This window comes from Dellaglioa sp. CoH-57-MRSF-21, assembly GCF_056781915.1.
The window spans coordinates 362,172-376,255 of record NZ_JBXAXU010000001.1 but is presented as its reverse complement, the minus strand read 5'-3'; the positions used below and the strand labels follow the sequence as shown (position 1 = coordinate 376,255).

Below are 14,084 nucleotides of genomic sequence, written 5' to 3'. Positions count from 1 at the left end.
ACACTCTACAGATAGTTTACCATAGCAAACTAAGCAAATAAATACTAATTTAGGTAGACATGTGGTACTCGTCCTGAAAGTGCACAGATTATTTCATAATGAATTGTTTCAGCGTACGTTGCAACATCCTGTGCTGTAATCATTTCATCGCCATCTTGGCCTATTAGAGTTACTTTTGTATCATTTGGCATTTCATGTGGCAATCTAATCATTAATTGATCCATGCAAACTCGACCAATTATTTCGCAAAATTGACCGTCGACTAATAGTTTAAAGCCTTGCATCTTTCGGGGCATACCATCTGCATACCCAATTGGTACTGTACCAACCCATTCATTTTCTTGAGCTTGATATGTAATACCGTAACCAACTGAATCACCTGCATGGATTTCTTTCACATAACTTAATTCAGATGTTAATCCAAATGCTGGTTTTAACGCATAAGGTAGTTCTAATTCACCACCAGATGGATTTAAACCATACATTGAAATGCCCATCCGAATCATATTACCGTTGCAAGCAGAGTGCCATAAGCTCGTTGCAGAATTAGAAACGTGTACATAACGAGGTCTATCAGAAACTACTGACATCAATTCATTAAATTTTGACATTTGTTTTTTAAAATACGAATCATTAGGAGAGTCTGCTGTCGCAAAGTGAGTAAAAACCCCTTCAAAGTTTAATGTATTTTGATGACTTCCAAGGAAATTAATTGCCTCTAAAAACGGTTCTGCTTCTCTAAAACCAATACGACCCATTCCTGTATCCAATGCTAAATGAACGGCCAAAGGCGCTAATTTTTCTTCACTCAGTAACTTATTAGCTTCTTGTAACCAGCCAAGTTCTGAAACAGTTACAGATATTTTGCTTTTTGCCAGTAACGGTGCATATTCAACTTTCGTTAATCCCAGAATCAAGATAGTTTCAACAAACCCGGCTTCTCGTAACGCTAATGCCTCATCAATTATTGCCACACAAAAACCTTTTACACCAGCATCTTTTGCAACTTTAGCTACTTCAATCAATCCATGACCATACGCATCAGCTTTAACAACAGCAAAAATAACCGTCTCATCTGTTAATGTCTTTTTTTCAGCTGTGATATTTGCCTTAATAGCTGCCCTATCTACCACGATTTGGGTTGGACGATGATAACCTACAACCATTTTTACATCCCCTTTTCTTGATTTTCTAAAATAACTTCAGTCATAACTAAATTGTTCGTATGAGAAATTGAAATAAAGCCATTACCCTCAAAAGGGTGCTGCGTAATTATCGGTTTACCAATTTCATTATTTAATATTTCAACATCTAAAAAGCCAACTTTATCCCCTATTCCCGTTCCAAAAGCCTTACTGTATGCCTCTTTGGCGGAAAATCTTCCAGCAATAAATTCGTCTTTATGACTACCTTTTAATTCATCAAATTGTTTAATTTCATTTGTTGTGAGAATCTTTGTTATAAATTCTTCATGTTGTTTTGCCAACTTTACTACTCGATCAATATCGGCAATATCAACACCAATTCCATAAATCATATTATCACCTATTTCTTTTCATTGATATCCTTGTTAAGTTTATCAAATTTATTCATTTTCTGCACTAAAATCGTTTATATTTTACCTATCAATATTGTAAGAATAGCAATTTTAAACAAAAAAAGAGACCTAAATTAATAGGTCTCTTTTCAATATTCAAATTAATCTTTTGTTCTGATTGTGAAGTTACGTTTTGGTGCGCTACTTCCGTTTGAACGGTTGTCATTTGAACGATTATCGCTTGAGCGGTTACCTTTGTAACCTCCGCCACCATTACCATTGCTACGGCGATCGCTACTTCCGTTACGACGATCTGAACTTCCACCGTTACTACGGTTTCCGCCACCATTACGGTTGCCTTGGTAACCACCACCGTTGCCACCACGACGATTTCCACCGCCATTGCCGCTACGACGGTTGTTTCCGCCACCACCGCCACCCCCCTTACGTCTAGGTAATGGGCGTTCTGGTGTAATCTTAACAGGTACTTGTGATGAATCATTTTTAATAACATCACTAAGTAATGCTGCAACTAAATCAGCAACTTCAAACTTAGCCATTAATTCAGTAGCTTGTTTTGCATATTTTTTAGTATCAGTTTTGTTAACTAAGGCAGTAACGTCAGCGATTGCTGTTTCAATTTGACCAGCAAATGCTTCATCATCTGTAGGTGGTGTTAAAGCCACCATACGTTTCTTAGTTAATTTTTCGATTTGACGTAAGTAATCCATTTCATTTGGTGAAACAAATGTCAATGAAGTTCCTTTATGTCCGGCACGGCCTGTACGGCCAATACGATGGACATAACTTTCAGGATCTTGAGGAATATCATAGTTAAAGACATGGGTAACCCCAGAAATATCTAAACCACGAGCAGCAACATCAGTTGCAACTAAAATATCAAGTTTACCTGATTTAAATTCACGTAAAATACTCATACGACGTTGTTGTGATAAATCACCATGGATTCCTTTAGCGTTGTATCCGCGCATTTCAAATCCTTTAGCTAATTCGTCAACACGACGTTTTGTACGACCAAACACGATTGTTTGTGTTGGGTTTTGAGCATCATACATACGTGTCATGATATCAAATTTTTCGAAATCTTTTGAGATTACGTAGAATTGATCAACTAAGTCAGTTGTTAATTCTTTTGCCTTAACAGTTACCAAAGTTGGATCTGTCATAAATCTTTCACCAATACGGCGAATAGCAGTTGGCATTGTTGCAGAGAATAACAATGTTTGACGTTCGTCAGGAACAGTTGTTAAGATGCTTTCGATATCTTCAACGAATCCCATATCTAACATTTCATCAGCTTCATCTAAAACCAAAGTTTTAACATTACCTAATTTAACGGTGCGACGACGAATATGATCTAATAAACGTCCTGGTGTTCCAACTAAAATTTGAGGTGCGCGATTAAGACTCTTGATTTGACGACGAATATCAGACCCACCATAAACAACTTGAACTTTAGCATGTTTTTCTTTACCTAAACGGTAAAGTTCTTCTTGCGTTTGAATAGCAAGTTCACGTGTTGGTGAGATGATAAGTGCTTGAACTTCATCTTTTGTTGTATCAATTGTATCTAAGATTGGTAAACCAAATGCAGCAGTTTTACCAGTACCTGTTTGTGCTTGTCCAATAACATCTTTTCCTTCTAAAGCCATTGGAATTGTTTCAGATTGGATAGGTGTTGCTTCTTCAAAACCGCTGCGTTGAACGGCCTTTAGTAGTTCATCGGATAGTCCTAATTCTGTAAATTTCAAGTATAAATTCCTCCTAATGTGTTTGCAAACTAACATGCTTCACAACACAGTTAAGAGTTCGTCGTCAATTACTGTCTTGTAAAGTTAAATTAATTTAAGTCTGACCCTTCATGAGTCACTATTTAAACTATAATAGCACCTTAAATAATATTAAGCAACTCTCTAATTACTTTGTAAAGCCGATAAAACGGTTTCTAAATGAACGCCATGGCTTCCTTTAATCAAAATAGAATCTTTTTCAGTACGTATTTTTAATAAATCTTCAACCATAGCTTCTTTTTCATCTAAATCATAATAATGAAGATGTTGATCATCATACTTTGATTTTAATGCTGTTGCTAAAGATTTTATTTGTTCTCCGTAAAGATAAACGCTTTGAATTTTTTCATTATCAAAACTATCAGCCAAGCTGAGATGCATATCGCTAGATTGCTCACCTAATTCAAGCATATCACCCAAAACAACCATTCGATTACCTTCAACATCGCTGTTTGAGAATGCTTTGATAACAGCTTTTGCAGCTGTCGGATTTGAATTATAGACATCACTTAAAATTGACTCGCCCAAATGACCTCTAAGCCACTCTGTCCGATTCTTCGTTAAATCAAAATCACTAAGCGCCTTTACAATATTTTTAGGTGACACACGATAATGACGACCAACTGAGATAGCAGCCATCGCATTATCTACGTTATATGTGCCAATCATTGGAATTGTAAAATTAAAATCAGCCATTTCTCTCACTTTAAAGCTAGTCATTGTTTGATTGCCGACAACATTTGAAACACTCAAGTCAGCACTTTCACCATGACCGAAGCCAAATGATTGCTGTTCAATATTGGAAACACGTTCTCTTAATAACGGTTCATCTGCATTATAAACCAACAAGCCGTCTTCTTTCAGCCCATTCACAATTTCCATTTTTGCATCCGCAATTTTATCTCGCGTACCAAAAAATTCGATATGTGCTTCGCCAATCATCGTAATAACAGCGACATCAGGTTGTGCAATTCGACTTAAAAAGTCTAACTCACCAGGATGATCCATCCCCATTTCGACAACAACAACTTCCGTATTAGGTTCTATACTTAATAAAGTCATCGGTACGCCTAAATGATTATTGAAATTCGCTTCCGTTTTACAAACATTATATTGCTGACTTAAAATTTCTGTAATCATATCTTTAGTTGTCGTTTTACCGTTACTACCAGTAACTGCGACAACTTTAGGATTAATTTTATCCAAGTAATGTTTTGCTAAATCTTGGTAAGCCATTAATGTGTCATCTACTAAGATAGCTGGGATTTTCGTTGGCATTGTATCTTGATGGTCAACTGCCCATAAAGTCGCTGTTGCACCATTATCAATCGCACTTTGGATATAATCATGACCGTCATTTTCTGCCACAATAGGTACAAATAAACTGCCTTCCGTTAGTTGTCGACTATCAAATGAAACACTCGATATATTAATTGGTTCATCAGTAATTTCGTTCTTGGCGCTAACTGCGCTCGCAATTTCAGTTAATTGCATTTTCATTATATAAACCCTCGCATTCATATGACCATTAAATCTATTGTTTACTATTATTTGCCTGATTTTTTTTCAATGCTAATTGTAATAATTCTTCAATTAAATCACTGTAACTCAGCCCAACGGCTTCCCACAATCTTGGATACATTGCATTTTTATAAAATCCTGGCATTGTTGTAATCTCATTTAAATAAATATCTTGGTTAGCGCTAATTAAAAAATCACACCTAGCAAGCCCTGATCCATCAATAACCGCAAAAGCTGTTTTAGAAAAACCAACTATCTTATCCAATAATTCCTCATCGAGTTCAACTGGAATTCTGGCTTCGTGATCTTCCTTCATTGCAAGTTTACGATCATAGACGTCATCAAACGACAAAATTTCTCCTGGTACACTTGTTGCGATTTCTTCGTTACCTAATAATCCAATTTCAATTTCACGTGCTACAATGCCTCGTTCTACAATCACTCGAGGACCAAGTTCAAAAGCATTATCAATTGCATATTGTAATTCAACACTATTATTCACCTGTGTAACACCGATTCCTGAACCCAAATTAGATGGTTTCACATACATTGGATAAAGTAATTCGCCCTCACATCTGGCAATCACACTTGCAGTGTTATTTTCCCAAGACTGTGAGTCAATCGCTTGGAATGGTACAACCGGAATTCCGGCTTGTTTAAAGAGTAATTTACTCATTATTTTATCATTACCGACAGCCGATGCTAGTACACTGTTACCAACATAGGGGATATTCAACGTTTCAAGTAGTCCTTGGACAGTTCCATCTTCACCATTTGGGCCATGTAAGACAGGAAAAACCACACTATCTTCAGGGTCAAATCCATTTGGCAAAAATTTTATTCCAGTTGAATTTTCATGATTATTCGTTGCTTGTCCTTTTTCATCTGTTTCTCTAAGTCTTAAATTATCAACAAATTTAACTGGTTCGTTAAGCGTCTGACCTTGCAGCCAATTCCCCGTTTTCGTAATATAAACTGGAATTACCGAATAGTATTGGTAATATATCGCTTGTGTTATTTGAAAAGCAGTTGAAAGTGAGATCTCATGTTCTGCACTTTTACCACCATAGAGTAAATAAACTCGCATTCGTATTGCCCTCCATTTTTTGCACGTCCTATTGTACCATTCTTTTTAAATTCAACAAAAATAAAAAAAGATAACATAATAATACGTTATCTTTTTAGAATATAATACTGTCTTCAAAAGCAGATTTGTTAGAAACTTCGATAAACCATTCTTGATCTACAAATCGATACTCCAAATTAGCAACTAACTTGGCACTTTCTGTCTCCAATGTTGGCTCATGCCACTTCATCTGAGAAACGTTATCTATCATAATATAGACAGGTAATATTAACTTCGTATTATTAATTGTGATCCTTGAAAAATCTAATATTACACCTTCAACAAATAATGGCATTAATTCTTCAACAATTTTTTTAGGTATCTTTTTCAACGTCATAGGACGTCGTCTAAACAGACCATTTTTTTCACGATACGATTGATTCGCATGTCTAATAATTGATTTAGAAAAAACATTATAAAATTGCGTTAAATAACGATAGTAGATTTTTAATGCATCATTTGGTAACGTTAAAAAAACGTAGTCATTCTGCAATTTATAGTAAAAAGGTGATTGAATATGAGAAAATGCATGTCCCAAATATAAGAATTCTGCTACTTCTCTTGGTGTTATTAATTCTAAATCATCTTGACTATCGAAATCAATCCAACTTTGCTTTAACCCAACAGTCTTTTTATTCAAATAACGTGCAGTATCTTCTTCCCCGGTTACCGTGTTAAATCCTGTTGCGATGTCAATTTCATTTTCATAATCCACTGGGTTTAACGATAAAATATTAGTTGGTAATCTGGGAATGCTTGTTATGAAATCTTCTTTGGAAATCCCATATGATAAAATCAAATGAGAAACCGTTTCAACATGAACGTAGACTAAATTGTCTCTCACCACTATCATCCCCATTTTATAAAATAGTTTACATTGCTTCTAATCTTTCAATTCTATCTTCCATCGGTGGATGTGTTTGAAATAATCCAGTTGTTTTTTTCTTCAATGGATTTGAAATATAAAGTGCCGCACTACTTGGATCGGCACGTTCCATTGGTTTACTATCAGAAATTTTTTCCAACGCATGGATTAGTCCTTGCGGATTACGCGTTAATTCAACAGCAGAAGCATCAGCCAAATATTCTCTGTTTCGAGAAAGTGCAAGCTGAGCAATTGTTGCTGCAATTGGTCCTAAAATAACCAATAATAATGATAAAATCATCAAAATAATTTCTAATGATCCGCCACCTTCTCGATCATCACTTCGACGGCGACCTCCGCCCCACCAAAATGAGTTCATTCCAATATTTACTAATAATGAAATTGCTGCCGATAATGCTAATGCAATTGTTGATAATCGAATATCGTAGTTGCGTACATGCGAAATTTCATGCGCCATAACGCCTTCTAATTCTTCACGATTTAATCGATTGATTAAGCCACTTGTTGCAGCAACTGCCGCGTGTTCTGGATTATTTCCCGTTGCAAACGCATTAGGACTATCATCTTCAATAATAAACACTTTTGGCATTGGAACTTGGCCCACAATCGCCATATCTTCAACAACATGCCATAATTCAGGTGCATCATCGACTGATTTTATTTCAGTTGCATGATTCATACTCATGACAACGCTAGTTGATTGTGAAATCATCAATCCCATATAAACAACTGCAATGACAACAGCCATAAGTAGTCCAGAAACAGCACTATTGAAAAAAACATAGCCAACGGCACTACCAATCGCAACCATCAATAAAACAAAACCAATTAAAACATAAACTGTTTTGCGCTTATTTCGCGCGATTTGATCATATAGCATTAGTTATCTCCTAACTGTTTAATCAAATGAAACGTTGGGTACAGCTTTTTCAGCTTCAGGGACTTCAAGATATTCTACTTTTGTAAAATGATGAATTCCGGCAACAATGTTACTTGGAAATGATTGAATTTTTGCATTTAAACTTGCAGCAGTTGAGTTAAATAGTTGACGTGAATAAGAAATTTTATTTTCTGTATTTGATAGTTCTTCCATTAACTTAGTGAATTCTGTGTTAGCTTTTAAATCTGGGTAACTTTCAGATAACGCAAAAATACTTTTCAATGATTGACTCAATTGATTAGAAACTTCCATTGTTGTTTCATGTGCATCCGTTGGTACTTGTGTTAATTGATTACGTAATTCAACTACTTTAGCAAATGTTTCTTTTTCGTGAGTTGCATATCCCTTAACAGTTGAAACTAAGTTAGGAATTAAATCATTACGACGTTTTAATTGGACGTCAATTTGACTCCATGATTCCTCAGTCCGGATTTTTGCTTTTACTAAACCATTGTAGCCGCTAATGTACATAATAACTAAAAGTACTACGATAACTCCGATAATAATCATTGCCATAATTTTCAGTCTCCTCTTTAAATATAAAGTGTCTTATTTTAGTTTCTATTCTTAATTATCATACCAAAGTTAGACCCTTTTAGAAAGCAATTAAGCTAACGGTTACACCAATTTATCTAACTAGTTTTAATAATGTGATTATTATGGCATAATAGCATTATTAAGAAATTTGTAAAGGGGATTATTAACATGAATGTATTATTTGTATGTATGGGAAATATTTGCCGATCACCAATGGCTGAAGCAATGTTACGAGACGATTTAGCTAAGTTAAACCTTTCTGACCAAGTAACTGTTGATTCTGCTGGCACAAGTTCTTCACAAGAAGGAAATGGCGCCCATGAAGGGACTATTACTAAACTTGTTGAACATCAGATTCCAACAGATGGCTTAATCTCACGTCCGGTTAGTTACTTAGATTTCATTAATAGTGATTTAATTATTGCAATGGATGATATCAATGTTGAGCGTCTTGAAAAAGCTGCACCTGCATCTAAAAAAGAAAAAATCGTTAACTTCCTTTCAATTGTTCCCGGTAAAGAAAAAGAATCTGTTCCTGATCCATGGATTACTGGTGACTTTGACGAAACTTATAACTTAATTAGTCTTGGAATGCCTTACTGGATTGATTATATTAAAGCACAAATTAAATAATAAAAATGACCACAAATTTTAAAATTTGTGGTCATTTTTATTATTTATTATTATGAATCATTTTAAAATACTTTTGAACTGTTTTTGGTGCAGCATTGTATGTCCAATCTTTAACATACTCACCTTGGACCATCAAACGTCCGGCACCCGTATCATCACAAGTAATTAATGTGACTAATTTTTCTCCGGGTACATCATCAATAACTTGAACGTCTGTTGCTTTGATATATTTCATTTTAGATGTTTCATACTCATAAATCTTTTTAGCATCTGTTAAATAGATTTTTTGGCCAATTTTCATGCTAACTAATGGACTAAACAATAAATCCTTTCGAATCATATGATGTCCAGCAAGTGCATAATTACCCTCGCCCATTTTTTGGTTTTCCTTTAAAGTTCCAGCAGCAAGTGCCAAGGTATCAGTGCTAACGCCTTTAGCAATCGGCAAGTTCATTGAGACATCCGGAATACTAATTTCTCCAAGTAAAACCAAATTTTTTTCATTTGCTTTTGCTTTCACGACATCTGCCGTATTCAAACTCTTAACTTCACTAAAATCAAAGGATGCTTTTTTATTTTTATTTTTATCGACTAATTCTGAATTAATGGTTGGGTCTGTTAGTCCAACAATAAAGTTTTTAATTTGTTCATTGAATACTAGCGAAAGCCCCACCAATAACAATAGTATTAATAATATAGTTGTTAGCCATTTTTTCCAACGACTTTTTTTAGCTGCTTTATTTTTTTCCATTAATAACCCCCACTTTCGCTTAACAACTATTTTACCATATAACTTTTATCCTTGTTTAGTGTTATGATTATAATTATCAAAAAATATCTTTAGGGGGACTGTTTAATTTGTTGACTTCACTAAAATCAACATTTTTTCGTTCTAGACAACCTTGGGAACAAAATTTATTTGTTTTATGGTTTGGTACGTTCATGGCTGGCGTGGCATTTAGTTTAATTATGCCATTTATGTCACTTTATATTGATACGTTAGGTGACTTCACCAAAACCGAATTAAATTTTTATAGCGGCATTACCTATTCATCTACATTTTTAATTACCGCCATTGTTTCCCCACTATGGGGTCGTTTAGCTGATCGAAAAGGTCGTAAATTAATGATTTTAAGAGCTTCATTCGGAATGGCCATTGTTTTAGGCCTGATGGGGCTTGTCAGTAACGTTTACCAATTAATTGCGTTACGTTTATTACAAGGTGTCTTTTCTGGTTATATTAGTAACTCACAGGCACTGATTGCAACAGAGACACCCAAGCGGCAAAGTGGTAAAGCACTCGGTATTTTAGTTACCGGTAGTGTTACTGGTACTTTATTTGGACCACTAATCGGTGGCGCAATAGCTGGGGTCTTCGGCTATCGTATTACCTTCTTCATTACTGCTGCGATTTTGCTAATTGTTTTCTTACTTAGTTATTTCTTTGTACATGAACATTTTACGCCTGTTGAAAAAGGTGAAATGCAAACGTCAAAAGAAATCTTCAAGAAATTACATCATCCTAAATTAATTATCGGGATGTTTGTCACTACCTTAATCATTCAAGCATCAAATTATTCCATTAGTCCTATTCTAAGCTTATACGTTCGAGAACTCTTACATAACGTTGGAAATGTTACCTTTATCAGTGGGTGTGTGGCTTCTATTCCAGGAATAGCAACGCTAATTGCTGCGCCTCGCTTAGGAGTACTAGGCGATAAAATTGGAACAGAACGTATTTTAAAAATTGCACTTACTGTCGCAATTTTCATTTTTATTCCAATGGCATTAGTGACTAATGTTTGGCAACTTGGCGGCTTACGTTTCTTAATTGGGATTACGGATGCCGCAATGTTACCTGCAGTTCAAACAATTCTAACAAAAAATACACCGGCAGAATTCACAGGTCGAGTGTTCAGTTACAATCAATCATTCCAAGCCATGGGATCAGTCGTTGGTCCTATGATTGGCTCTACCGTTTCTGGCGTATTCGATTACAAAGGTGTCTTTATTTCTACCGCTATTTTAGTTGGTATTAATCTCATCTGGGTTCTCTACGTCACAAAAGGGATGTATTCACGAAAAGCTGAATAGTAACGTTCAATCTAGTTGAACGTTACTATTTTTTTGTATAAAAAAAGGAAGAAGCTTATTGGCTTCTTCCTTTTCGAAATAGTTCTTATTTTGCAGCGTTTGCGTCTGTAAGACCATATTTCTTGTTGAAACGATCCACACGGCCATCGGCTTGAGTGAATTTTTGACGTCCAGTATAGAATGGATGTGAATCCGATGAAATTTCGACACGAATCAATGGGTATGATTTGCCATCTTCCATTTCAATTGTTTCTTCTGAATGTTTTGTTGAACCTGAGATAAATTTGTAACCTGAAGTAGTATCCATAAATACAACTTCATGGTAATCTGGATGGATTTCTTTTTTCATAAGTAAGTATTCTCCTTTGCCCTAATCCATCTGCTGAATTAGAGTTATTCTTTATATTACAACATGCACAATCTTATCACGAATTAACTCGTTTTACAATTAAATTTTATTTACTTGTTTTTGTTAACTCTTTTAAAAATTCAGCATTATTTTTTGTTTTCTTCATTTTTTGGATAACACGTTCCGTAGCACCTAGTGAATCGCCTGTCATCATCTTTCGAATCTGCCATAGTTCTTCAATTGTTTGCTTAGATAATAATAATTCTTCTTTACGTGTACTTGATTTTTTTAAATCGACAGCAGGGAAGATACGGCGTTCAGCAAGCTCTCTTGAGAGTTGTAATTCCATATTACCGGTTCCTTTGAACTCTTCATAAATCACATCATCCATTCGGCTACCCGTATCAACCAAAGCAGTTCCTAATATTGTCAGGCTTCCACCTTCTTCAATATTACGTGCAGCACCAAAGAATTTTTTAGGTCGATAAAATGCTGCTGGATCAATCCCACCTGATAACGTCCGTCCGCTTGGCGGAATCGTTAAATTATACGCTCTAGCCAAGCGAGTAACTGAATCCATTAAAATAACAACATCTTGCTTATCTTCAACTAATCGCATTGCACGTTCTAAAACAAGTTCAGAAACACGCGCATGGTTCTCTGGTTGTTGATCGAATGTTGACGATACAACATCACCTTTAATTGATCGTTCTAAATCAGTCACTTCTTCAGGTCGTTCATCAATTAATAGTACGATTAATTTTACATCGGGATGATTTTCTGCGATTCCTTGAGCAATCTCTTTAAGTAAAGTTGTTTTCCCAGCTTTAGGTGGTGCCACGATTAAACCACGTTGACCAAATCCAATAGGAGCAAATAAATCAGTTAATCTCGTTGAAAGATTTTGACTAGTTGTTTCTAAAGTTAATTGTCGATTAGGATATAAGGGCGTCAGTGCAGGAAAATGTGGACGTTCCTTTGCTTCTTCTGGATTTTTACCATTAACTGTATCAACGTGCATTAACCCATAATAACGTTCATTAGGCTTTGGTGGTCGTGCTTTACCTCCGACTAAATCCCCATTTCTTAAATTAAATCGCTTAATTTGTGAGGCAGAAATATAAATGTCCTCTTGTGATGGGCCGTAGTTAATTGGACGCAAAAAACCGAATCCATCCTGATTGGGAACAATGTCTAAGACACCTTCCATCAAAATGAATCCTTGTTGTTTTGCTTGAGCCCTTAGAATTGCCAAAGACAATTCTTTTTTATTCATTTGGCTATAATATTGTATTTTATATTCTTGGGCATAGCCATAAATTTCTTTAAGCGTCTTGTCTTTTAATTCACCCATCGTTAAGAAGTCGCTCATTTAATCACCTAATCTTCATCAATAATTTCTACATCAGCAGATAAATTTGTCATTTTTTGTACAACGCAATCATAACCACGTAAAATATTATCGGCTTTCTCAATGACAGTCGTACCATTAGTCATTAAAGCAACTTCAAGTAATGCAGCACCTGCACGAATTTCATCTGCATAAACAGTTTGGCCTGTTAATTCAGTTGATTGATTGATTCGAATAATGCCATCTTTTGATTCAATCTTAACACCCATTCGTTGCATTTCTGGAATGTGCTTAATCCGTTCAGGATAAAGTGTATCAATAATACGACTCTCACCTGTAGCCTTGAGCATAACGGCAGTAATTGGTTGTTGCAAGTCAGTTGCAAACCCAGGATATGGTGAAGTTGTCACTTCAATTGGGATAATTTTATCGCCACCAGGAACAAAAATACTATCTTCATTCACTTGGAAAGTAACGCCCATTTCACTAAGTTTAGCTAAAAATGAATCTAAATGTTCAGTAATAACATTCTTAATTAAAACGCCCTCACCCATTGCAGCAGCAAGTGAGATATAAGTACCAGCTTCAATACGATCTGGAATAATCGTATGCGTATTAACAGCTTTTAAGCTATCAACACCTTGAATTCTGATTTCACCAGTCCCCGCACCACGAATATGAGCACCCATATTATTCAAGAATGTTGCAATATCAATGGTTTCAGGTTCTTTTGCAGCATTTTCAATGATTGTGGTTCCTTTTGCACGGACAGCAGCCAATAAAATGTTAATTGTTGCACCCACTGAAACAAGGTCCATAAAAATACGGGCTCCCTTTAATCCTTCAGGGCCACTCGTAATAATCACTGCGTCTTCTTCTTCGATAACTTCAGCGCCAAGAGCTTTAAATCCCTTGATGTGTTGATCAATCGGACGTGGTCCAATATTATCACCACCAGGAAATCCAACAACTGCACGACCGAACCGACCTAATAAGGCACCCATAAAGTAATAAGAAGCTCTTAAACTTTTAATGGCACCACCAGGTAAAGGTTCATCCTTAATCATCGTAGGATCTACCATTAAGTTACCAGCGTTAAATTCAGACTTAACATTCATTTGATCTAAAATTTTCATTAAATTATGTACATCTAAAATATCGGGGACACTGTCAAAATGCACAGGTGTATCCGCAAGAATAGCTGCAGGAATCAATGCAACAGTACTATTCTTAGCACCACCGATTATTACTTCGCCAGACAGTTTTTTACCGCCTCTAATAATCATCTTTTTCATTTAT

Annotated in this window: 14 protein-coding genes; 2 read left to right on the top strand and 12 right to left on the bottom strand. The window is 35.6% G+C overall.

All coding sequences use genetic code 11. From position 1 onward, the window contains the following. Window positions 1–44: 44 nt before the first annotated feature. The 8 genes from alr to AC1RPQ_RS01700 all read right to left on the bottom strand — a co-directional run bounded on the left by alr (window position 45) and on the right by AC1RPQ_RS01700 (window position 8,337). Entirely contained in the window at window positions 45–1,166 is a 1,122-nt protein-coding gene (alr, locus tag AC1RPQ_RS01735; protein ID WP_481760858.1) for an alanine racemase, read from the bottom strand. Between the two features lie 2 nt (window positions 1,167–1,168). Beyond that, entirely contained in the window at window positions 1,169–1,537 is a 369-nt protein-coding gene (gene acpS, locus AC1RPQ_RS01730; RefSeq protein WP_481760859.1) for a holo-ACP synthase, read from the bottom strand. A gap of 161 nt (window positions 1,538–1,698) precedes the next feature. After that, complete coding sequence (gene cshA / locus AC1RPQ_RS01725) at window positions 1,699–3,309, bottom strand: degradosome RNA helicase CshA (protein ID WP_481760860.1); 1,611 nt, start codon at window positions 3,307–3,309, stop codon at window positions 1,699–1,701. A 162-nt stretch (window positions 3,310–3,471) separates the two neighbouring features. After that, complete coding sequence (locus AC1RPQ_RS01720; RefSeq protein ID WP_481760861.1) at window positions 3,472–4,848, bottom strand: UDP-N-acetylmuramoyl-tripeptide--D-alanyl-D-alanine ligase; 1,377 nt, start codon at window positions 4,846–4,848, stop codon at window positions 3,472–3,474. Between the two features lie 34 nt (window positions 4,849–4,882). Next, on the bottom strand, window positions 4,883–5,956 hold the full coding sequence (locus AC1RPQ_RS01715; RefSeq protein WP_481760862.1) for a D-alanine--D-alanine ligase family protein: 1,074 nt from the start codon (window positions 5,954–5,956) through the stop codon (window positions 4,883–4,885). Between the two features lie 94 nt (window positions 5,957–6,050). Then, on the bottom strand, window positions 6,051–6,839 hold the full coding sequence (locus tag AC1RPQ_RS01710; protein WP_481760863.1) for a hypothetical protein: 789 nt from the start codon (window positions 6,837–6,839) through the stop codon (window positions 6,051–6,053). Between the two features lie 28 nt (window positions 6,840–6,867). Further along, a complete protein-coding gene (gene htpX / locus AC1RPQ_RS01705) occupies window positions 6,868–7,761 on the bottom strand; it encodes a zinc metalloprotease HtpX (RefSeq protein WP_409021596.1) in 894 nt (297 codons plus the stop codon). Window positions 7,762–7,779: 18 nt separating this feature from the next. After that, window positions 7,780–8,337, bottom strand: a complete 558-nt coding sequence (locus AC1RPQ_RS01700) for a LemA family protein (protein WP_409021597.1) — start codon at window positions 8,335–8,337, stop codon at window positions 7,780–7,782. A 189-nt stretch (window positions 8,338–8,526) separates the two neighbouring features. On the opposite strand from AC1RPQ_RS01700, the gene AC1RPQ_RS01695 reads away from it, so the two are divergent. Beyond that, on the top strand, window positions 8,527–8,991 hold the full coding sequence (locus AC1RPQ_RS01695; protein WP_481760864.1) for a low molecular weight protein-tyrosine-phosphatase: 465 nt from the start codon (window positions 8,527–8,529) through the stop codon (window positions 8,989–8,991). 40 nt (window positions 8,992–9,031) lie between these two features. Here AC1RPQ_RS01695 and AC1RPQ_RS01690 read toward each other — a convergent pair whose 3' ends face one another. Then, window positions 9,032–9,742: a class A sortase gene (locus tag AC1RPQ_RS01690; protein ID WP_481760865.1), complete on the bottom strand. Its 711-nt coding sequence runs from the start codon at window positions 9,740–9,742 to the stop codon at window positions 9,032–9,034. Window positions 9,743–9,849: 107 nt separating this feature from the next. On the opposite strand from AC1RPQ_RS01690, the gene AC1RPQ_RS01685 reads away from it, so the two are divergent. Continuing rightward, window positions 9,850–11,085, top strand: coding sequence for a multidrug efflux MFS transporter (locus AC1RPQ_RS01685; RefSeq protein WP_481760866.1), 1,236 nt, complete (start codon window positions 9,850–9,852; stop codon window positions 11,083–11,085). 85 nt (window positions 11,086–11,170) lie between these two features. Here the strand turns inward: AC1RPQ_RS01685 and AC1RPQ_RS01680 are convergent, their stop codons facing one another. The 3 genes from AC1RPQ_RS01680 to AC1RPQ_RS01670 form a co-directional block, all read right to left on the bottom strand. Beyond that, window positions 11,171–11,434 (bottom strand): type B 50S ribosomal protein L31, encoded by a 264-nt coding sequence (locus AC1RPQ_RS01680; protein ID WP_409021601.1) that lies wholly within the window; start codon window positions 11,432–11,434, stop codon window positions 11,171–11,173. Window positions 11,435–11,540: 106 nt separating this feature from the next. Further along, window positions 11,541–12,806: a transcription termination factor Rho gene (gene rho / locus AC1RPQ_RS01675; RefSeq protein WP_409021602.1), complete on the bottom strand. Its 1,266-nt coding sequence runs from the start codon at window positions 12,804–12,806 to the stop codon at window positions 11,541–11,543. A gap of 8 nt (window positions 12,807–12,814) precedes the next feature. Continuing rightward, window positions 12,815–14,080: a UDP-N-acetylglucosamine 1-carboxyvinyltransferase gene (locus AC1RPQ_RS01670; RefSeq protein ID WP_481760867.1), complete on the bottom strand. Its 1,266-nt coding sequence runs from the start codon at window positions 14,078–14,080 to the stop codon at window positions 12,815–12,817. Window positions 14,081–14,084: the final 4 nt, after the last annotated feature.